17 protein-coding genes, 1 tRNA gene and 1 pseudogene are annotated in these 23,165 nt (G+C 25.0%); 5 read left to right on the top strand and 14 right to left on the bottom strand.

Going from position 1 to position 23,165, the window contains the following annotated elements; all coding sequences use genetic code 11:
- Positions 1 to 218 precede the first annotated feature (218 nt).
- The 8 genes from ACZ5EC_RS02970 to ACZ5EC_RS02935 form a co-directional block, all read right to left on the bottom strand.
- Positions 219 to 1,310: an iron-sulfur cluster-binding protein gene (locus ACZ5EC_RS02970; RefSeq protein WP_464303477.1), complete on the bottom strand. Its 1,092-nt coding sequence runs from the start codon at positions 1,308 to 1,310 to the stop codon at positions 219 to 221.
- The gene (locus ACZ5EC_RS02965; protein WP_464303476.1) at positions 1,288 to 2,580 is read right to left on the bottom strand and encodes a dihydroorotase; all 1,293 of its coding nucleotides are present in this window, start codon (positions 2,578 to 2,580) and stop codon (positions 1,288 to 1,290) included. The genes ACZ5EC_RS02970 and ACZ5EC_RS02965 overlap by 23 nt, the downstream gene beginning before the upstream one ends.
- Complete coding sequence (locus ACZ5EC_RS02960; RefSeq protein WP_464303475.1) at positions 2,577 to 3,233, bottom strand: Crp/Fnr family transcriptional regulator; 657 nt, start codon at positions 3,231 to 3,233, stop codon at positions 2,577 to 2,579. The genes ACZ5EC_RS02965 and ACZ5EC_RS02960 overlap by 4 nt, the downstream gene beginning before the upstream one ends.
- A 67-nt stretch (positions 3,234 to 3,300) precedes the next feature.
- Positions 3,301 to 4,290 (bottom strand): cyclic nucleotide-binding domain-containing protein, encoded by a 990-nt coding sequence (locus tag ACZ5EC_RS02955; protein ID WP_464303474.1) that lies wholly within the window; start codon positions 4,288 to 4,290, stop codon positions 3,301 to 3,303.
- Positions 4,291 to 4,697: 407 nt separating this feature from the next.
- The gene (locus tag ACZ5EC_RS02950) at positions 4,698 to 5,630 is read right to left on the bottom strand and encodes an ABC transporter permease (protein ID WP_464303473.1); all 933 of its coding nucleotides are present in this window, start codon (positions 5,628 to 5,630) and stop codon (positions 4,698 to 4,700) included.
- A gap of 3 nt (positions 5,631 to 5,633) precedes the next feature.
- Positions 5,634 to 6,737 (bottom strand): ABC transporter permease, encoded by a 1,104-nt coding sequence (locus ACZ5EC_RS02945; RefSeq protein ID WP_464303472.1) that lies wholly within the window; start codon positions 6,735 to 6,737, stop codon positions 5,634 to 5,636.
- Positions 6,738 to 6,749: 12 nt separating this feature from the next.
- Positions 6,750 to 8,273 (bottom strand): ABC transporter ATP-binding protein, encoded by a 1,524-nt coding sequence (locus ACZ5EC_RS02940; protein ID WP_464303471.1) that lies wholly within the window; start codon positions 8,271 to 8,273, stop codon positions 6,750 to 6,752.
- A gap of 241 nt (positions 8,274 to 8,514) precedes the next feature.
- Positions 8,515 to 9,723: a BMP family ABC transporter substrate-binding protein gene (locus ACZ5EC_RS02935; protein ID WP_464303470.1), complete on the bottom strand. Its 1,209-nt coding sequence runs from the start codon at positions 9,721 to 9,723 to the stop codon at positions 8,515 to 8,517.
- Positions 9,724 to 10,176: 453 nt separating this feature from the next.
- On the opposite strand from ACZ5EC_RS02935, the gene ACZ5EC_RS02930 reads away from it, so the two are divergent.
- Positions 10,177 to 11,508, top strand: coding sequence for a TldD/PmbA family protein (locus ACZ5EC_RS02930; RefSeq protein ID WP_464303469.1), 1,332 nt, complete (start codon positions 10,177 to 10,179; stop codon positions 11,506 to 11,508).
- A gap of 341 nt (positions 11,509 to 11,849) precedes the next feature.
- Positions 11,850 to 13,295 carry a TldD/PmbA family protein gene (locus tag ACZ5EC_RS02925; protein WP_464303468.1) on the top strand — a complete coding sequence of 482 codons (1,446 nt, stop codon included), beginning with the start codon at positions 11,850 to 11,852 and terminating at the stop codon, positions 13,293 to 13,295.
- Between the two features lie 60 nt (positions 13,296 to 13,355).
- Here the strand turns inward: ACZ5EC_RS02925 and ACZ5EC_RS02920 are convergent.
- Both ACZ5EC_RS02920 and ACZ5EC_RS02915 read right to left on the bottom strand, forming a co-directional pair.
- Positions 13,356 to 13,428, bottom strand: a tRNA-Met gene (locus tag ACZ5EC_RS02920).
- Between the two features lie 60 nt (positions 13,429 to 13,488).
- Positions 13,489 to 13,800: pseudogene (locus ACZ5EC_RS02915) on the bottom strand (M23 family metallopeptidase); the annotation flags it as partial.
- 161 nt (positions 13,801 to 13,961) lie between these two features.
- Here ACZ5EC_RS02915 and ACZ5EC_RS02910 point away from each other — a divergent pair.
- Positions 13,962 to 14,999: a DUF2804 domain-containing protein gene (locus ACZ5EC_RS02910; RefSeq protein WP_464303467.1), complete on the top strand. Its 1,038-nt coding sequence runs from the start codon at positions 13,962 to 13,964 to the stop codon at positions 14,997 to 14,999.
- Positions 15,000 to 15,025: 26 nt separating this feature from the next.
- Complete coding sequence (locus ACZ5EC_RS02905) at positions 15,026 to 15,775, top strand: hypothetical protein (protein ID WP_464303466.1); 750 nt, start codon at positions 15,026 to 15,028, stop codon at positions 15,773 to 15,775.
- A gap of 62 nt (positions 15,776 to 15,837) precedes the next feature.
- Here the strand turns inward: ACZ5EC_RS02905 and ACZ5EC_RS02900 are convergent, their stop codons facing one another.
- The 3 genes from ACZ5EC_RS02900 to ACZ5EC_RS02890 form a co-directional block, all read right to left on the bottom strand.
- A complete protein-coding gene (locus tag ACZ5EC_RS02900; RefSeq protein WP_464303465.1) occupies positions 15,838 to 16,923 on the bottom strand; it encodes a peptidoglycan DD-metalloendopeptidase family protein in 1,086 nt (361 codons plus the stop codon).
- Positions 16,924 to 17,202: 279 nt separating this feature from the next.
- Positions 17,203 to 19,776, bottom strand: coding sequence for a DNA mismatch repair protein MutS (gene mutS / locus ACZ5EC_RS02895; protein ID WP_464303464.1), 2,574 nt, complete (start codon positions 19,774 to 19,776; stop codon positions 17,203 to 17,205).
- Between the two features lie 404 nt (positions 19,777 to 20,180).
- A complete protein-coding gene (locus ACZ5EC_RS02890) occupies positions 20,181 to 20,678 on the bottom strand; it encodes a ferritin-like domain-containing protein (protein WP_464303463.1) in 498 nt (165 codons plus the stop codon).
- Positions 20,679 to 20,960: 282 nt separating this feature from the next.
- Here ACZ5EC_RS02890 and ACZ5EC_RS02885 point away from each other — a divergent pair, with 282 nt between their 5' ends.
- Positions 20,961 to 22,199: an IS110 family RNA-guided transposase gene (locus tag ACZ5EC_RS02885; protein WP_464303374.1), complete on the top strand. Its 1,239-nt coding sequence runs from the start codon at positions 20,961 to 20,963 to the stop codon at positions 22,197 to 22,199.
- 233 nt (positions 22,200 to 22,432) lie between these two features.
- Here the strand turns inward: ACZ5EC_RS02885 and ACZ5EC_RS02880 are convergent, their stop codons facing one another.
- A complete protein-coding gene (locus tag ACZ5EC_RS02880) occupies positions 22,433 to 23,158 on the bottom strand; it encodes an NAD-dependent protein deacylase (protein ID WP_464303462.1) in 726 nt (241 codons plus the stop codon).
- Between the last annotated feature and the right edge of the window lie 7 nt (positions 23,159 to 23,165).

The raw sequence follows: 23,165 nt of genomic DNA, 5'->3' as shown, positions 1-23,165 counted from the left end.
CTTAATCAATATTTTTTTAATTATTACTAACTAATTGAAATATTTTAAATGATATGTTTTTTTTAATACTGATATATTTTAGTTAATCTTTTTCAATCAATAATTTATTATCTAAAAATTTTATAACACTAAAATTAAAATATTATTGAAATTAAAACACTATAAAAAAATATATTGTACTATTACCAATTTTATTTATTTAATATATAATAATCTACTTAATCTATAATAAGGTCATTTATATCAAATACAGGTCCATCATGACATACATATGAATATTTATTCCTTTTTGTTTTAATTGCACATCCCAGGCATGCATGGAATCCACAAGCCATATAACTTTCCATCGAGACCTCAGTATTTATTTTAAAATTATTCTTATTATATTCTTTAATCATTGGTTTAGGACCACATAGATATGAATTTAAAAAAATCTCTTTTTTATTTTTTTTATCAATCTTATGATATTTTTTATCAAAATTATTATAATATTTATTTTCAGTACCAATTTTTACATCTTCAATATCTCTATTACTATTAAGTTTTTTCTCATAAAAGTTTTTAAAAACTTCTATAATATTTTGTCCATAATTGATATTAACATTTTTTTTATTATTTAATCCATTATAATCAAATTTTTCATCAAAAGAGATAAATATTTTATTAAAAAATTTTTCATAAAAAGAAACTGGAACAAAATAATCAAAGTTTTTGCTACCATAAAAAAGATATATTTTTATTTTTGAAGACAAATTATTTTCAATAATAAAATTATAATCTTCTTTTGCTTTAAAAAGGATTGGTGCTATCCCAATTCCACCAGCAATATAAAAATTGATAAATTCTATACTATCTGACTGATAAATAATGTCATTATTATAATAATAATAATTATTATTATTTTGTTTGTTAGTTTTTTTATTATCATGAATTAAAATTTTATTATCATAAGTTATAATTTTATTATTAAAATTTTTAAAATTATTTCCAAGAGGTCCTATAATATTAATTTTTTCATCTTTTTTTTTCTCTGATAACATTTTTGTAGCTTTTCCAACAATTTGATATAAAACAGATATAATACTTTTACCATCATAATCATATATAGAAAATGGCCTTCTTAATAAAGGATCAAAATTATGATTTGAAATTAAAACATTGATAAATTGACCTGGTAAAAATGTAATTTTTAAAGGAAGTTCTAAATCAATTTTATAAATATATTTTGATATTTTTTTATTATCAATAATTTTACAATTAATAATTGTTTTTTTCACTTCATTATTATTATAGTCTTTCAAATTTTCCATCATCAAATACTAGTTTTCCTCTTTTAAATACTTTAATAACTTTTCCATATAATTTTTTATCAATAAAAGGGCTATTTAAAGATTTTGAAAAGAAAAAACCTGTATCAATTTTTTGAGTAATATCTGGGTTAAATACCGTAATATCAGCAATACAACCATTATCAAGGGTGCCAACATTTTTTAAATTGAATCTCTTTGCTGGATTTATTGTAATCGTTTTTACTAAATCAAAAAGTGAAATCATATTTGAATTAACAAAATAAGTATATAATGAAATAAAAGCTGTTTCCAATCCAGTCATTCCAGGTGCAGCATATTCTATTTTGATATTTTTTGATTTACTTTCATGTGGAGCATGGTCAGTTGCAATTATATCAATATATCCATTTTTTAAATAATCCTGTAGTTTAAATACAGTATCTCGAGAACGCAATGGTGGAAAAACTTTATATATACTATCTTTTGTTGCTATTGCTGAATCATCTAACAAAAGATGATGTGGAGTTACTTCAAAACTAACATCAAGACCTTCATTTTTTGCATTAATAATTAATTCTGCACCTTTAGCTGTGGAAACATGAGCAAAATGTAATTTCCCCCCTGCAATTTTTGCAAGTTCTATATCTCTAAAAATCAGTGATGTTTCTCCTGCTTCTGGTAAACCCTTTAGTTTAAGTTTTTTAGAATAATCTCCAAAATTAACTACACCATTTTCAAAAAAATTATTAAACATAGAATGCTGAATTACAACAAAATTTAGTTGTTGAGATTTTTTTAAAACATCGAACATAATATCAGCATTATAAACAGGTGCTCCATCATCCGAAAAAGCAATAGCTCCCTGTTTGATATTTTTTTCAAAATCTACAAGCTTTTTACCTTCTCTATTAACTGTAATCGCTGAAACTGGAAAAATATCAATGTAATGACTTCGTAATTTAATATATTTAATAATCTGTTCATTATCTATAGCTGGATCAGTATTTGGCATGGCAAAACAAGTAGTATATCCTCCATGCAATGCTGCTTTTGAACCACTTTCTATATCTTCTTTTTCTTCAAACCCTGGTTCTCTAAAATGAGTATGTACATCTATAAATCCAGGAAATACATATAATCCTTTCAAATCATATAATTTATCATAACTAACATTATCAATTTCTTTTTTAATTTTAGTAATTTTTCCATTAATAATCAATATATCCATCTTTTTAGAATCAATTTTTAAATAAGGGTCTATAACAGTACAATTTTTCAAAAGAATTCTCAACTGGTTTCCTCCAACCTCTTTAACATACTAATCTTATTATCAACTATTCTGTAAAACTCGTTTATGTTCTTAACAGTAATTGAATCTTTTTTCAATATAATTTTGTTATTTTTTTCCAGGTTTATTAATATTTTCTTTGTAGCTTCAGCATCAAGTGCTGCCCAATTAGCAATACTATTTATAGTTTCATCAAATTTAATTGGTTCAAAATGATCTCTTCCAATATTTTTGCATTCTGCTAACATACAAAAAGTATCCATTATTCTTATTTCTGGTTCCTTTAATAAAAGTATTTTAACTCTTCTTTTTTGTTCGTATATCCTTTTTGAAAAAGATTTTATTAATTTTACTCCCCATATAGGGTTTGATTTTAATAGTGTTTCAAAATTTTCTTTATTAAATTCAAGTACTTTAACATCAGTCAAAGCTTCTACAGTAGCTGATCTGGGTCTATCTTCAATAATAGCCATTTCACCAAAAATGTCTCCTGGTCCAAAAATATCTAACGTTTTTTCTTTATTTTCAATAATCTTGGTAATCCTTACCTTTCCTTCCTGAATTACATAAAAACTATTACCAGGTTCAAATTCTGAAAAAATAATTTCACCTTTTTTAAAATTTTTTCCATATTTATTGAAAATATCTGTACTCATAATTTTTAAAATCCTTTATCTTATAATAAATATTTATATTTTTATTTTATAGTTTATATTTTAAAATTTATTCTTTTAGTTTTGATAATAACCTTTTAGCCTTTGAACTAATGTTATCCTGAGGTTCTATTTTAATAATTTTTTGTAATAGAGCTTTTGCCTTATCATTCTTGTCAACCTTAGTATAAGCCAATGCTAATTCATATAAAACTTCTTTAAAAATAGGGATATCTTCAAATTCAGTTAATAATTTTTTATATATAGCAATACTTTTATCAAATTGACTTAACTTAAAAAAAGATCTACCAATTTCAAAAAGAGCTTTGCTTTTATATTCATCACTAATATCTTCAAGCTCAAGCAGTTTTTTATATTCTTCAATAGCTTCATGATATTTCTCTTGAGAAAAAAGATTTAACGCTTCATAATACATTTTAACTTCTAAAGAGTTTTCATTTTTATTTTCTTGTTTAAAAGAATCTTCTTCAGCTGTTGCTTTTTCTTGAACTATTTGTTCTCCCCTTTCAATGGCATCTTCTAATAATTTTATTTTCTTTCTAGCTTCTTCAATTTGAGATGAATCTGGAAAAAGTTCTGTAAATCGTTTATAAAAATATAATGATTTCTGATACATTGCTTGATCAAAATAATATTTTCCATAATTTAACATCCCTTCCTCTGAACTTATTTGTGTTCCACCTAATAAATCATAAACTTTTAAAGCAACATCCCTTAATTCTTTTGATAATATTTTTAGAATTTTTATTAATAAAGTTGTATTTTTACTGATAAGATTAATAAATTCATTTTCTGAAAGAACAACAGTAACAACATCTGTAATACATAATGCTGTTTCCTCTCTTGGATAGTGGCCTATAGAACTTTTTAATCCAAAAAATTCCCCATCTTTTACCTGATAAATTTCTTCTTTAAAACTATCAGGTGGGGTATATTTTAATACTACTTTACCACTTTTTAAAATATAAATATTTTTATCAACATCACCTTTAAAAAATATTATTGAATCATTAGTAAATTTTTTAATATTTGGAGACATTTATTTTCCTTTACTTTGTAAATATTTATATAAATTTTGTTTAATATTAAAATTTTTATTTAAAGATATTACTTTTTTACTATTTCTTTTAATTATCTACTAAAATGACAAATCATTAATATTATTTATTAATTTATAAACTCAATTTTAAATATGTAATTATTAATTTAAATTAAAATACATATAAAACTATCTATAAAAGTAATAATTTAAAAATATTATAAGTCAAATTTAATCAAAAACAAGAGATATTTTTTAATATGAGAATGAGTAGATTGCATATTCAAAACAATAGCTAAATTTAAATTAAAATTATATTGCTTTTGATTGCTATAGTTTTGAACCTAATTTTTTATATTCAGATGAGCTATGAAATTATTAAATTAAATTAAAAACAATGATAACTCTTACTTTTCACCTTTTATATAAGGATAACCTAAAGTTGCAGGAGCACCTTTTTTTGTTTTCAAACTCTGTTTTACACCGAAAAATAAAACAATTAAAGTTGTTAAGTAAGGTAACATTAACAATATGTTAGGTGAAATCCCAAGAGGTTGTAACATATATTGTAGGATATAAATTCCACCAAATAAATAAGCCCCAAGAAAAGCTTTAGCAGGATTCCATGCTGCAAATATTGTTAATGCAATTACTATCCAACCTCTACCAGCAACCATTCCTTCTATCCAGCTGGGGATGTATACCAATGATAAATGTGCTCCAGCCATACCAGCCATAGCACCTCCGATAATTGTGGAAATATATCTGACTTTAACTACATTTATACCTAAAGAATCAGCAGCTAACGGATTTTCACCAACTGATCGTATTTGAATTCCCCATTGTGTTTTATATAAAATTATATAAAAAATAATTCCTAAAATTATTGATAAATAAAATATAATATCCTGATCAAAAAATATTGGCCCTAAAAATGGAATTTTAGATAAACCAGGAATAGCAATAGTTTCAAATTTTGTTATAAGAGGAACACCAACAAATTTTCTACCCATAATTCCACTTAATCCAGTACCTAGCATTGTTAATGCTAAACCTGAAACAGTTTGATTTGCTTTTAATGTTATTGAAACAAAAGCATGTAATGAAGATAAAAATGCTCCCATAAATATTGCTGCTAATAGCCCTAACCATGGATTTGCAGTTGTATATGCAACACTAAATCCAGTTACAGCACCAACTGCCATAAGTCCTTCTATACCAAGATTTAATATACCTGATCTTTCAGTATAGATTTCTCCAAGAGTACCAAGTAACAAAGGAGTACCTGAAATCAATGTTCTTCTAAATATTGAAATAATCAAAAATGATAAATTACCCATCTTTTATTCCTTTTTTAACATTTTTTTATTAATAATTTTAACATTATATTCTAAGAAAAAATCACCCATAATTAAAAAGAAGAGAATAAGGCCATTAAAAACATTAATTGTAGCAAAAGGTAATCCCAAACTGGTTTGTATTGCATCACCACCAACAAGAATACCACCAAAGAAAAAAGAGGTTAATATTACAACCAATGGGTTTAACTTTGCAAGCCATGCAACTATTATGGCAGTAAATCCATATCCAGCAGAAATAGACCATGGATAAGTTAAATGATGATGAATACCTGAAACTTCTCCAACTCCAGCAATTCCAGCTAATCCACCACTAACAATCATTGCAATTATAATTGTTTTAAATGAATCTATTCCACCATATTTCCCTGCATCAGGGTTTTCACCAATTACAGAAAGTTTATACCCAAATTTTGTTTTATTTAAAATTATAAATAATAAGATTGAAAATATCAATCCTAATATTAATGTCCAATAATGTATTCTGGTCCCTGGAATAAGTGGTAAAGAAGCTGATTTAGTAAAATTATCTGTATAAGGAAAACCCCATTGAGTTTTTCCCTTCCATGGACCATAAACAAGATACTGAACAAATTGAGCAATAATATAATTTAACATTAATGTAGAAATAACTTCATTTATTTTATATTTTACTTTTAACCAGGCAGGAATTGAACCCCACAAACCTCCTCCAATAAAACCTGCAATAAACATAATTGGTAATACAACTATCCTTGGCATTGTTTTCCCGAGATGTAATCCAATCCATGTAGCCAAAACTGCACCTAATAATAATTGACCTTCTGCTCCAATATTCCAGAATTTTGCTTTAAATGCAAAAGTAAGCCCAACACCAATTAATAACAAAGGAATCATTTTTGTTATTGTTTCTTCAATACCATATATACTACCAAACGATCCTGAAAATATTTTTCCTAATGCATAAAATGGATTAATTGAATTAAAAAGAAATATAATACTTACAGCTAATAATCCTGCAATCAATGATAACAATAAAATTCCAACTGTTGTCCAGATACTAACTTCTGATCTTTTTACAAATTTAATTTTGTAATCTTTTAAATCCATTACTTTTCCCCCTCATGCTAACCTTTTAGACCCTGCCATCATTAAACCAATATCTTCTAATTTAGCTTCTTTTGCATTAACAATTCCCATAAATTCACCTTCATACATTACTGCAATTCTATCAGAAATTGCAAATATCTCTTCTAAATCTTCTGAAACTAATAATACAGCTTTACCATTATCTCTTAATTCTAATAACTTTTTCCTGATAAATTCAGTTGCACCAACATCAAGTCCATATGTTGGATGAGCAGCTACTAAAAATATTGGATTTTCAAAAAATTCTCTACCTAAAATAAATTTCTGTATATTACCTCCTGACAAAAATTTTATTTTTGTATATATAGATGGAGTATATACTTGAAAATTTTCTATAATTTTTTTCGTATGAGATTTTACTTTTTTATAATCTAAAAAATATCCATTTTGAAATTCTTCTTTATCCCATGTTTTTAAAATTGTATTTTTAAATAATGAAAAATCTGGAACAATAGGATAGATCATTCTTTCTTCTGGTATATGACCAACACCATTTTTATAAAATTCTTTGACATGGTTATTTGTAATATCTTTATCTTTTATATAAATTTTTCCTGATACAACTTTTCTTAATCCAGTAATAGCTTCAATAAGTTCTTTTTGTCCATTTCCAGAAACACCTGCTATTCCTAAAATTTCTCTTTCTTTAACTTCAAAAGATAGATTTTTAACTGCAACTAAATTTCTATCACTTAAAACATTTAAATTTTCAACTTTTAAAACTGTTTTCCCAGGTTCCACATCTTTTTTTTCAATATTAAAAACAACTTCTCTACCAATCATCATTTTAGCAAGTTCTTTTCTATTTGTATCTTTAGTCAATTTTGTTCCAATAACATTACCCTTTCGTAAAACTGCAACACGATCAGTAAAGTCCATAACCTCTTCAAGTTTATGAGTAATAAAAATAATACTATGCCCCTCTTCTTTTAATTTATTTAAAATATTAAATAAATCTTTTGTTTCTGAAGGTGTTAAAACAGATGTTGGTTCATCTAAAATTAAAAGACTTGCACCTCTTAATAAAGTTTTTATAATCTCAACTCTCTGTTGTTCACCAGCTGATAGTTGCCATATTTTCGCATCAGGATCAACTTTTAATCCATATTTTTTATAAAACTCATCTAATCTTTTTTTAATATAAATTGAAGGATTATAAAAAGGGGTTCCTTTCAAACCAAGAGCAATATTTTCTGCAACAGTATGAACTGGTATTAACATAAAATGTTGATGAACCATTCCAATTCCTAAATTAATTGCATCTTTAGGGCTATGAATTTTAACCTCTTTACCATTAATAAGAATATTTCCACTATCCTGACGGTATAAACCAAAAAGGATATTCATTAAAGTTGTCTTACCAGCTCCATTTTCACCTAATAACCCTAAAACTTCACCTTTATTAACATCAATGCTAACATAATTACTGGCAATTACACCAGGAAATTCTTTGTAGATATTTTTCATCTCAAGTTTTTCAATAAATTGTTTTTCCAATTTTATCCCCTAATATCATTTTATTTTAATCTTGTCTTACATCTATTAAAAAAAATATATACTTTTTAAATATTAAAGAATTACTAATGAAGGCAAATTTTTAAAATTTATTCATATTATTAATTTTTTAATTATTTTATCCTTTTTTTTAACAAAACTAAAATATTATTACAAATATGAATAAATTTTAAAAATAAAACTAAAGGGGATTTTACCCCCCTTTAGTTTTAATAAAATTTTATTATTCTTTAGGAATATTACCAACTACATTATCAACAAACCAATCAATTGTCCATAACATATCATGATTTGCTCTTTGACCTGGTTTTAATCTAATATTTCCTTTTTGATCTTTTATTGGTCCTGTAAATGGATCAAAAACAACTGTAGGTTCAGACATTTGTTCTAATCTCTTCATAACTAAATCATAAATACTAATTTTTCCTAAAATAGGATCTACTACAAATTTAGCTTTTAATTCATCAACGAATTTAGGATTAATTGGTTGTCCAATTTCTGCACCTAAATGAACAGCTTTTTCTTTTGCTAACCACCACATATCTTCATTGGTCCATGTATCTGTATAAACTTTTCTCAAAATATCTTCATACATTAAACCCCAATCAACTAATTGACCTGAAACACAAGAATCTGGTCCAAACTTTTCCATTGGTGAATAATGACTGAAAGTATAAATTTGCTGTCCCTTTTTAGTATGTTCTTCTCCTACTTGAATAACTGCAGGTGAATCTTCTGTAAATGCAAATGTATCAACTCCTTCAGCTATTAATGATTCAGTAGCTTCTCTTGCTTTTGCAGGATCATACCATGAGAATAGCCATCTAACATATACTTTTGCTTTTGGATTAGCAGCTTTGATCCCCAATGCATAAGCATTAATATGTCTTACAACTTCTGGAGTTGGATGAGCTCCAATATATCCAATTTTATTTGTTTTTGTTAAAGCTCCAGCCATCAAACCATTTAAATAATACATTTGATACAATTCAGCAAAATATGTTCCTACATTTTTTGCTCTTTTGTACCCTGAACAATGCATAAATATTTTATCAGGATATTTTTTACCTGCAGCAATTGTATCGTCCATATACCCAAAACTTGTTGTAAAAACAATGTCGCATTTCTCTTCATTGATCAATCGATCAATTACTCTTGCTGCATCACCTTCTGCAACTGATTCGACATAAACTGTATCCAGCCATGGAAATTTTTGCTCAACATATTTCCTACCAACATCATGAGCATTTGTCCAACCATAATCACCAACAGGACCAACATATATAAAACCAGCTTTTATTCTTTTTTCCTGTTTTTGTTGTTGTGTCTGTTGAGTTTGATTATTTGATTTTTGCTGACATCCAGTAAAAATCAACCCAAATACTAAAAATAAAACCATTAAGATGAAAGTAATTTTAAAAATCTTCTTCATCTTATGCCCCCTTAAAAATTGTATTTTTACTTTTATTAAATTAAAATCAAATCAATTTTTGTCAATAGTAATTAAAAATTATTTTTTTTTGTTTAAACATTAAATTAATTTGTTAAAATTTATTTCTAATTATATAAAGATTTATTATGCAATAACAAAATATAATTATTTATGTACATTATTTTATAAAGGAACCATTTAAAAATTTAATAGGCTGCTTTTTTTTATTTAAAAATATGATTTATAATTATTAAAAAAGTGATCTCTTAAGTTTCAGGTCAATCCCATGAATTTTAAATTTACTTTTTTTCAAATATAAAAAAATATAAAACATTAAAAAAATTAAAAAAAAATATTCACAAATAGTTATTATATATTATACTTTAAAAAATAGTTAAGTTTTCTTAACTATCAATATATATTTTTAAATTAAAAATCAAAAAGGAGAATTGTATGAATGAAATTACCGCTGAAAGAATTATTGAAAAAATATTTAAATTTTCAAAAGCTTCTGAAACTGAAGTAAAATTATTCATATCTGAAGAAAATTTAACAAGATTTTCAAATAACATCATAACTCAAAATGTTTCATCAAAAAACATGAAAGTTGGTGTTAGAATAATTCACAATGGGAAAACACTTTCAACCAGTTTTAATGATTTTTCTGACCAAAACATAAAAAAGTCATTAAATACTTTATTCAAAACATTAAAATACCAGGATAAAGATGAAAGATTATTACCCTTAGCTTCAAAAGAAAAAATTATAGATACAAAAAACCTTGATAATAGTATTGTTAATATGGACCCTATTCAAAAAGCTAAAATCATTAAAAAATCTGTTGATGAATTAAAAAAAATAAATGCAACTGGAGCAGGAATATGTTCAAATAATTTTGATAAATTAATTTATGCAACTTCCAATGGATTTTATGGAGAAGTAAATAATTGTTCTTTTGAATTTTCATTATCAGCAAGAGATGGTGATTTAATAACAAGGGAAGAATTTAAAGATTATAAACTTGAAAACTTTAATATCGAAAAACTAACATCTGAAGCAATAAAAAAATTAGAGTTGTTGAAAAATAAGAAAGAGATTGAAGCTGATAAATATGATATCATCCTTACACCTGAAGCTTTTTCAGAATTATTAACATATATGCTTTGGTTTTCCTTTTCTGCAAAATCATATATGGAAAAAAGGACATTTCTTATTAAGCATCTAAACAAAAAAATATTTCCTGATTTTTTTACTTTATACGATGACCCTGTTAATGATAATTACCCTATTACACTATTTGATTTTGAAGGTACAAAAACTTTTAAAAATTATTTAATTAAAAATGGGAAATGTGAAGGATTATTATCAAATAGATGGTTATCAAAACAATTAAATATACCTAATACTGGAAATGCAGTGGATATTCCTTCACAGGAAGTATACCCTTTTTATCCAAAAGTTGAAAAAGGGGATAAATCTTTAGAACAGATTATAAAAGAAACAAAAAAAGGGTTATTTATTAACCGTTTTCATTATCTAAATATTATTGATCCAATGGAGCTTACTGTTACAGGAATGACAAGAGATGGTGTTTATTTTATTGAAAATGGGAAAATAAAACATGCTACAAACAATTTAAGATTTACAGAATCAATTATTAGGGCTTTTCAAAACCTTGAAGTTTTATCCAACAAAGCAATTAATACAAATTGGTTTTTTGGATTTAAAAAAGTTCCTGGTGCAAAGATTAAAAATTTTAATTTTACATCAAAAACTGACTTTTAAAAATAAGTTTATTATTTTCATGTTGATTCTAATTGTTTATTTAAAAAACAATTTAAAAAGGTAAATAAACAATAGAATAAATGAAAATGATGATATTTAAAAAATAAATTAAAAAGATAAATAAACAATAAAGTAAATGAAAAAATAAAATAGATAAAAATAATAATTAAAAACAACTAAAAAGGTAATTAGAAAATTCAATTGGAACAAATAATAAAATTTAAAATGACAAAAAATTTAAAAAGACAAAAGAAAAAAAAGAAAAGAAAAAAAATATAAATAAAAATAATAAAAAAGAAAAAATATAAAATATAATAAAAATTTAAATAATGGAGGATAAAATGAAAGATTTTATAAATAGAGCATTAAATATGTGTAAATTAAATGGTGCATCATATGCCGACATCAGAATTATAGAAACTCTAAATGAAAGAATTTATACTAAAAATGGGAAACTTGAACAATACTCAAATACAAATAATATAGGATTTGGAATAAGAGTTATTGTTAATGGTGCATGGGGATTTGCTTCATCATCTAATTTAACAAATGAAGAAATAGATAAAATAGCAAAAAAAGCATGTCAGATCGCAAAAGCTTCAAGTCTTGTAAAGAACAAACCTATAAATCTTGCATACGAACCCACTCACAATGATAAATGGCAAACACCAATAGTATTAGATCCTTTTAAAGTACCATTAAACCAAAAATTAAAAATTTTATTTAACATTGATAAGATTTTAAGGAAAAAAGATGAGATAAAAATATCTGAAGGACATATGAATTTTCTAAAAGAGATAAAATATTTTTCAAGTACAGAAGGAACAAATTTAAAACAAACAACTTATGTGTCAGGAGGAGGTTTTTCAGCAACCGCTATTAAAAATGGACAGGTACAAAGAAGGTCTTTCCCTCAATCATTTGGTGGGCAATATGCTCAAATGGGTTATGAAATTATCCCATCATTAAAACTTGAAGAAAATGCAGAAAAAATTCGTGATGAAGCTATTTCCTTACTTGATGCTAAAGAATTAACACCACAAAAAAGAGATTTAATAATTGGTGGATCACAGCTTGCATTACAAATTCATGAATCATGTGGTCACCCATCTGAACTTGATAGAGTAATTGGAATGGAAGAGAATTTTGCAGGGTCTTCCTTTTTGAAACTTGATGTTTATAAAAATTTTCATTATGGTTCACCTATAGTTAATATTGTTGCAGATTCAACTTTACCAACAGGGTTAGGAACTTTTGGATGGGATGATGATGGAGTAAGAGCAAGACGATTTCATATTGTAAAAGATGGACTTTACCAGCATTACCTTACAAATAGAGAATTAGCATATTTAGTAGATGATGAAAGAAGTTATGGCTGTAATAGAGCTGATTCCTATTCATCTATTCCAATAATTAGAATGATTAATATTTCATTAATGCCAGGTGATAAAGACCTTTCTGAAATAATTAAATCAACAGAAGACGGAATAATGGTTGATGGAATTAAAACATGGAGTATTGATCAAATGAGATTAAATTTCCAATTTACATGTGAAATTGGCTGGATAATAAAAAATGGTAAAATTACAGATATTGTAAAAAATCCAACTTATCAAGGAATTACTCCTGAATTCTGGCAGTCATGTGATGCAATTGCAAATGAGAATTACTGGGTACCATGGGGTGTTGTTAATTGTGGTAAAGGACAACCTATGCAGGTTATGAGAATGAGTCATGGTGCAGCAACTGCAAGATTTAAAAATGTTATGACTGGTGTCTCTAAATAGATCATAAAAACCAATAAAAAAACCCCTGAAAAATCAGGGGTTTTTTTAAAATATTTTAATTTGCGAGGGGAGGATTCGAACCTCCGACCTCCGGGTTATGAGCCCGGCAAGCTAACCACTGCTCTACCTCGCATCAGCAGTTGTAATTTAACAAATTTTTTTTTTATGTCAACAACATTTTTTTCATAAAAAATCATCTTCTTCTTGGTAGACCTTTTATATAATATGCAGTATTAAGGGTTTTACCAAATTTTCTTATTTCAAAATGAAGATAAGGTCCTGTTGACCTTCCTGTACTTCCCATTAGGCCTATTACCTGACCCTGTCCAACAGTCTGACCTTTTTTAACATAAATTTTAGATAAATGGCCATAATAAGTTTCATAACCTAATGGGTGTTTAATTATAACCATCAAACCATATCCACCTTTTCTTCCAGCAAATATAACTCTACCTGAAAAAGCAGATCTTATTCTTGTTCCCAGTAAATTAGCAATAATTAAACCTGAATGAAATCTTCTTTTCCCTGTAAAAGGATCTCTTTATTAATTTTTGTAATAGAAAATTTGCAAAAGTTGTTTTACATGATAATATAAATATAATATTATTACTTTTTATATTTTAATAAAAATTTTATTTAAAATAAAATAAATTTTAGGAGAAGATTTTGCAAACTGAAATCACTAAAAATATACCTTTACTTGCTAAAAATGGTCATATTATAAAAGAGGGATGGGCTAAAAGACCATATTGGGAATATGATAGAAAAAGAATAAAAGCAAGTAAATTAAGAATTAAAGAATGGGATTACTATTCTATATTATCTCAAAAAGAGGAATTTGGTCTTGCCTTTACAATAAGTGATATGGGATATTTGGGTTTTTCCTCAATTACATTTTTTGATTTTTCCAATAATTTTTATAAATCTGTTGATTCTATATCTTTCTTTCCTATGGGAAGACTAAATCTTCCAACTAAAAGTGAAAATGGTGTTGTAAAATTTCAGGATAAAAATGTAAATATTTTTATTGAAACAAAAAACAATAGAAGAAAGATAAAATTTTATTCAAGTTCTATAGAAGATCTTTATAAAAATAAGGGAATTGAGGGGGAGTTAACACTTGTTTCACCTGATTCTGATGATTCAATTTGTATTGCAACTTCCTGGAAGGAAAAAAGAACAGCTTTTTATTATAATCAAAAAATCAACTGTATGCTTGTAAAAGGAAAATTTAAAATTGGGAATAAAATATACTCTTTTGATGAAAATTCTGATCTAGCAGTTCTGGATTGGGGAAGAGGTGTCTGGACATATAAAAATAGATGGTACTGGAGTTCACTTTCTTCCTATGTAAATGGAAAAAGGGTTGGATGGAATCTTGGGTATGGATTTTCAGATCGAACACCAGCAACTGAAAATGCTATTTTTTATGAAGGAAAAATTTATAAACTTGATTTAGTTGAATTCCAATTTGATAAAAAAGATTATTTAAAAAAATGGAAAATCAAAGACAATAGAGGTAAACTTGATCTTGAATTTACTCCAATACTTGATAGGAGTAGTAAATTTAATTTTTTAATTATAAAATCAATTCAACATCAGGTTTTTGGATATTTTAACGGAATTGCTAAAATTGATAATCACAAAACTTTAGAAATTAAAAATATTTTAGGATTTGCTGAAGATGTATTTAATGCATGGTAAGATAAAATAGAATTACATACGTAAACATGTCAGTTTTGCTTTTAACCTTTTTTATTATCTTATCAATTGGATTAATGCTTTTTTACTATTTTAAACGAATTCAACTAACCAAAAAAGTTAAAAATTTAAATAAAAATTTTTATGAACCATATAAACTTATAATTGAAAAACTCGATACTGAACCTTTATTATTAGCTGAAAAAAAAGAAATATATCATAATGTTCTGGAAATCTTTTTAAAAGCACAAAATAACAACTTAAGTGTAGATAAATTAATAGGAAATGATATTGATTCTTTTATAATAAAAATAAAAAATTCCTATAATTATAGAAATTCATTGCCATGGAATATTTTTAATTCTATTCAAATATCTATTTTATTTATATTTTTTATTCAAATTTTTCCTATTCTTGAAACAGGAAAATTTCAGAGTACTTTTCTATATAAAACAAATGGATGGTTAATTACATTCTTTTTAACTATTGCTTTTATACTTATTCCAATGGTAAATACTGCTTTAAAAAAAAAGAAAAGTTTATTAATGATTTTTGAAATTTTATTGTTTAGCATATTATTCATTGGATTTGAAGAAATTTTAAAAATAGTTGCACCTAATAGTAATTTTGTTAACTATTTTTTTAATGACAATATAAAACTTATGCCAAATCAAATTTATATGTTAATATATATTCTACTTCTTCCTATATGCTTTTTAGCAAAACAATTTATAAGGAAATTTTCATTGAAAAAATATAATATAGAAAATATTATATAAAAATATAAATTATAAAAAATAATTTACAAAATACAATTTAAGATAGATAAAAGAATTAAAGTTTACCTTCTTCTTGGTAGACCTTTTATATAATATGCAGGATTAAGAGTTTTACCAAATTTTCTTATTTCAAAATGAAGATGAGGTCCTGTTGACCTTCCTGTACTTCCCATCAGACCTATTACCTGCCCCTGTCCAACAGTTTGACCTTTTTTAACATAAATTTTAGATAAATGGCCATAATAAGTTTCATAACCTAATGGATGTTTAATTATAACCATTAATCCATATCCACCTTTTCTTCCTGCATATATCACTCTACCTGAAAAAGCGGATCTTATTCTGGTTCCCAGTAAATTAGCAATATCTAAACCTGAGTGAAATCTTCTTTTACCAGTAAAAGGGTCTTTTCTATATCCATAACCAGAAGTTACATAACCATAAACAGGCAAGGCAAATTTAATACCATATGTTTCAAGTTTTTTTGTAAAAGGTAATTCTACATTAGGCAAAAATATTTTTTTCTTCTTTATAAGATCTTTAATAGAAGATACCTTATTCGCAATTAATAAAGATAAATCATCAATTCCATATGTTGCTTTATACTTTTTTATATCATTTATACTTGATACATTAACCATTATCCCGGTCTGTGAAGGAATTAAAAGTTTTATTCCTGGCTTTAAAACATGAGGACTTTTCAAATTATTGCATGAATAAATAGAATCCATTGAAATTCTAAATTTTTTGGAAATCTCCCATAATGTATCATTTTTTTTAACTGTATAGGTTTTAAATGATACAGGAACAACTATTTCTTCTTCTCCACCAGCAGAATAAAAAGTTTCTTTAATTTCAGAAGTAGTTAAAATATTATTATTTTCAAATAAAGGATTAATCCTATTGTAACTTAATTTATTATAATCAAAAAAATCATTAGCAGATAATTTTATAGCATAAATAACAAGAATAATTGATAACCCAATAATTATAGCAAAAAAAATAATATTTATTAAAATTTTTTTATTAAGGGAAACTTTATAAAATATTTCCTTAAATAAATAATTAATTCTTTTTTTAAAAAAATAAAAATTACTCTTCTTATAATTTTTATTAAATTTTATAGTTGTTCCTCTATAATATTTCATAATACCCTCAATAAATTTATCGATAAATTATCTAACTTAGTTAAATTAAAAATTTTTAACAATACTGTAAAATCTTTTATGATTAAGTATAGTTTAACTTTAAGTATAATTTAAATCCCAATTTAATTGCACCAACCACAATAGATTTTTCTTATTTTATTTAACTTTAAGCATAATTTAAATCCCATTATATATTAAATACTTTTAAAACTTTACTATACTCTCATATTTATAGTAAATTAAAGACTATTAAAAAAAGCACTATAAATATTATATAATCTACAAATTATGTTTTTTTATGGTTTCTTTTAATTCCAATAAAATTTTAAATGCTTCAATAGGAGTGATTTTTTCAATGTTAATATTTTTTATTCTATCTATAATTTTTTCTGATTCAAGAGAAACGGGATCAAACAATAAATTTTCTTTACTATTTTTTTTACCTATCTCTTTGTTTTCATTTGCTATTTTATATTCAAATTTTATTTCATTTTTTTCAAGTTCTTCAAGCAAAATTTTTGCTCTTTCAATTACATCTTTTGGAATACCTGCAATCTGCGCAACATATATTCCATAGCTTTTATCTGCTGCACCTTTAACTATTTTTTTAAGAAAAATTATTTTATTATTCCATTCTTTTACTGAAGTTCTATAATTTTCTACCCCTTTGTTATCATCTAATGAAGTCAATTCATAATAATGTGTTGCAAAAAGTGTTTTACATTTCAAATTGTTAATAATATATTCTGAAATTGCATAAGCTAGACTCATACCATCAAATGTTGCTGTACCCCTTCCAACCTCATCTAAAATCACAAAAGATTTTGATGTAGCATTATTCAAAATATTTGCAGTCTCACTCATTTCAAGTAAAAAAGTTGATTGCCCTTTTGAAATATTATCAGAAGCTCCCACTCTTGAAAATATTTTATCAAACAAATGTAATTTAACATAACTTGCAGGTACAAATGAGCCAATATGAGCAAGAAAAATTATTAAAGCATTTTGTCTTAAAAATGTTGATTTACCAGACATATTAGGTCCAGTAACAAGATGAAAAAAACTTTTATTAGACATTGAAAGATCATTTGGAATAAATTCCTGTTTAAGAGAAATTTCAACAACAGGATGCCTTCCTTCCTTAATTTCAAGTACATCCTCATCAGTAAATATAGGTCTTACAAATTTATATTTTCTTGAAATTTCAGCTATTGTAACAACAAAATCAAGATACCCAATGTTTGCTGAAATCTTTTTTAATTCATCTATATGTAATTTTCCTTCTTCAATTAATGATTCTAAAATTTCTTTTTCCTTTTGAATTCTATTAGCTTTTGCATCTCTTATTTTGATTTCTAGTTGAATCAATTTTTCTGTGGTATATCTTTCACTATTAGTTAGTGTTTGTTTTCTTATAAAATAATCTGGAACTTTTGATATATTTCCTTTTGAAACTTCAAAAAAATAACCGAAAACTTTATTATATTTTATTTTTAAATTTTGAATATTTGTTTTTTCTTTTTCTTCCTGTTGATATTCAAGTAAAACTTTATTACTATTATCTTCAATATATCTAAGATTATCTAATTCAGAATCAAAACCATTTTTAATAAAACCACCATTTTCAATATTTCCTAAAAATTCAGGTTCAAATGCTGATTCCAATTTTTTAGCATAATTTACAAGTTCATCCTGAACATTTACAATTTTTAAACCATTTTCGAATAGAATTGATGAAATCTCTTTTATAGCTAATATTGAAAAAGACAATTTTACAAAATCCAATGGTAGAATTTTTTTATTTAAAATTTTAACAACAATTCTTTCAATATCTTTTATTTCTTTAAGTTTTGAGACAATATTTGTTAATAGATAATAATCATTAAAAAAACATTCTACATCATTCAATCTTTTGTTTATTTTTTCAATGTCATTTAAAGGATATCGGAAATAACTTTTCAAAACTCTATTTCCCATTGGGGTTCTGGTCTTATTAAATATTGAAATTAAAGATGTATTACTTTCACTTTGAAAAAGTGATTCAAAAATTTCCAGGTTTGTAAAAGTTTGGTTGTCAATATATAAATAATTTTTATTATTGATATATTTAATCCAGTTTAAATGTTGTAAATTTGAAATTTCATTATCTATAAAATATAAAATCAAAGATGAAGCAGCAGTTAACAAATATTTATTTTCATCCAGGTCTATAAATTTTAAAGAACCAGGATTAAAAAAATCTTTTAATATTTCTTCTGCTTTTTTTTCATTAAAATAACTATCAGGAAGAATTGTAATTTCAATATTATTATTAATTAACTTTTCAAATATTTTATTCTGTTTTTCTTGAACAATAATCTCTTTAGGTTTAATTTTAGTTATTTCTGTTAAAAACAACTTTAAATCTCTGTAATCTGAAACAAAAAATTCACCTGTTGAAACATCTGACCAGGCACAGTAATAAACTTCATTGTTTTCAAAACATGATAAAATAAAATTGTTATCACTTGACAAAAATTCATCATTTAAAACAGTTCCAGGCGTAATAATTTCAGTAACACCCCTTTTAACCAATCCTTTAGCTTTTTTAGGATCTTCTAATTGTTCGCAAATAACAACTTTTTTCCCTGCATCTATCAACTTTTTTAAGTATGGTTTATAAGAGTGGTAAGGAACTCCACACATTTTTATGCCAGCACGTTTTGTAAGAACTATATTTAAAATAGAAGAAGTAATTTCAGCATCTTTATCAAACATCTCATAAAAATCACCCATTCTGTAAAATATAATATAATCTTCATATTGCTTTTTTATATCAAAATATTGCTTCATCATAGGAGTAAGGTTGCTCATTATTATTCCTTAATTGTAAAATAACTTAAAAAAAAATTCTAAATTTTAAAATCGATTTAATTCTAGAATTATAACTAATTTGCATATTTTTATTAACATAACCCAATTTTTTTTAATTTTGTTAATTATAATTTAATTATGCTAATTATTGTTTATTGTTACTAATTATAATATAATTGTGCTAATTATAATAATTAAATTATATTGATTATAACATACAATATTTTTATAATTTTAAAGTTCTTATCAAGTATATAAAAATATTATTTTTTTTCAAATATATGATTGATATAAAAAAAGAACTATCCCATTTAATGAGATAGTTCTCAAGAATTTTAAAAACTATATACATATCAAAAACAACTATATCTTTATAATAAAGTTATTTAAATATATAAATATAATTAAAATGGAGCAAAATTATTTTTTTCGAAATACTCATCCTCCAGTGCTTTAATCTGCTTTGAAATAGCATCATAATGTCCCTTTTCCCAATCAGATAAAGTTTGAAAAAATATCTTTAAATCATTATTGGGTGCTTCATCAGCCATTTTTTTATAAAAGTTTGTTGAATCCAGTTCAAGTTTCATAGCTATAGAAAGTGCAGACATTTCGAAATGTTTTTCTTTTACCCTAGTTTTAAAAGATTTTGAAAAAATTGGACTATCAACATTTTCAAAAGTTACCAGTTTTTCCAATTTTGGCATTACAAACTCTTCAGAATCAACTAAAGTTTGAGATACAGTTTTTAATGCTTGAAAATGGGAATCTTCTTCTTTAGCTAAATTTTCAAAAATAATTTTGGCTTCAGGGTCATCTGTCTTTTCTGCTAATACTTTATAAAGCTCTCTCCCTTCAATTTCACCTTTTATAGCTACCTTTAAAGCTTCTTTTATATCCATAATAACTCCTCGTATAATATATTAAAAATAAAAGTACTATTGACAACCTAATAATATTAGGGATAATAAATATGATATGTGTTTAATGGATAAAATACAAATAAAAATCTCCTTGTCTTTTTAAAGACTTAATAAAGAATTTTGATTTTATCCATCTTAAATCTATATATCAGGCTGTTTAGCAAATATTCAGGATGTTACAGGATTCGAAGTTATTCGTCTCACTGTGTATTCGAGGTTGTGCAAATGCCAGATATTAAAAAAATTAAAAGGAGTTGAATTATGTTTTTTGTAGGTATTGATGTAGCAAAAAAATCTTCTGAAGTTTGTATTATCAATGAAAAAAGAAAGATTGTTAAAAAATTTAAATTAATTCATAATTCTAAGAATTTTAAAAAGTTTTTTGAAATTATTAATAAACTGTCAAATAATAAAAATGATTTTGAATTTGCTTTAGAAGCAACTAATGTTTTCTGGAAACCAGTGTTCTTTAGTATTAGAGAAAAAGGATATAAAATTTCTCTTGTTAATCCTTATTCCTCTTCCTATTTCTCTAAATCCTTTAATAAACATACCAAAACTGATAAACAAGATGATTTAAATCTTGCTATCCAGTTATCTACTGGATTAATTAAAGAATCACTGGTTCCAGAAAATGATGTCTCTAACCTAAGAGAACTCATAAAGGAATACAATTTCCTTATGAAACAAATATACAATCTCAAAAGAAGAATTTCAAGTATTTTACAAAAAACTTTTTATGAGTATGATATTGTTTTTAGAGACCCTTTTAATGTTACATCAAGAACCATTTTAAAAAAATATCCTTCTGCTTTTGCTTTAGCCAAAGCTAACAAAAACGATATTGTTAAAATTTTTAGATCAATTAAAGGTAACAATAATTCTGAACATAAAGCTAAAAAAATTATTGAATTTGCTAAAATTTCTATTACTCCAAATAATGGCATTAAAGCTAATGAATTTAATCTAAGAAATCAAATTACTGTGTTAGAACTTCTTCTTGAACAAATAAAAAATATAGAAAAAAATATTAACCTTATATTAAAAAATTTAGAATTTAATTATTCTGATAATAATAACAAAAATAGTATTAACCCTATAAAAGCTGTTTTATCAATCCCTGGTGTTGGTAAAAAAACAGTTGCAACAATCATTGGTTGTTGTGGTGATTTAAATAAATTTAATAATGTAAATAAATTTTTAGGATACATTGGCCTTTACCCTGGTAAAGATCAAAGTGGTTCTAAAGATAGAACATATCAAAAATCAAAAGGAATCTCTATTGTTAAAAAACAATTATATTGTTGTGCTGTATCTGCTTTAATGCATAATAATGAATTAAAACAGGTTTACCTTAATGAAATTAACAAAGGAGGTAATTCTAAAAAAGCTATTTTTAAAGTTATGGTTAAGCTTGCTAAAATTATCTGGCATTTGTATACTTATTCCTCTATTTATGATCCTGTTAAGGTTTTTGTTGCTAAACCTCATTGTGCCTGATATATATAAATGTCAAAGAACACTAATTATATTAGATTGTCAACATCCTATTTTTTTTATTTTTTTTGTTGACATATTATAGGATGTCTTTTCAATAAATAATCATTTGAACCATTTTAATAATAACTTATGATAATAATTTATCAACTAAAAGACTTAAATATTTATACGAATTAGGTGTTTATATGAATAAAGATGAAAAACAGTGAATAATGTATATTTAGATTTATAAGTCAGATTAGTTTTAATATTTTTCTCATTGCAATTGAAGCTTTTTCTTTTATAAAAATATCTGTAATTTTATTAGTATATTCTGATATTTCTGGATTAATTTCAATTATTTTAGCTCCATTTTTTTTCGCAAGATATGGTATTAAAGATGCAGGATAAATTACTCCAGATGTGCCAATAAGCAAAAAAACATCAGAAATCTCAGCTTCATAAATTGACTCTTCATATGCTTTTTCTGGAATTGGTTCACCAAAAAAAACAAAATCTGGTTTTAAAATTCCTGAACAATAACTACATTTTGGAGGTAAATTTAAAAATATTGATTCATCAGCACTATAAGTTTTACCGCATTCAGTACATATAAGTTTTCTTGAATTTCCATGGAACTCAATTACATTTCTATTTCCTGCAATAAAATGAAGGTTATCAATATTTTGAGTAATAATTGCTTTTAAAATTCCATTTTTTTCAAGTTGAGCAAGAGCAGTATGAGCAAAATTAGGTTTAGCTTTTCCAAAATAATCATAAAATATTTTTTTTATTGTAATCCATGATTTTTCTGGATTATGTTTAAAATAATTTATATCAAGTATTTCAGGATCATACTTAGACCATAATCCATTTTCTCCTCTAAAAGGAGGAATCCCACTTTCAACAGATATTCCAGCACCTGTAAAAGCAGACAGATGTTTGCTATTTTTAATTATTTTTGCTGCTCTGGAATACAAAAGAAGC

This window comes from Exilispira thermophila, from assembly GCF_055389015.1.
The sequence above is the reverse complement of the archived record's forward strand: the minus strand, read 5'-3'. Positions and strand labels throughout refer to the sequence as shown.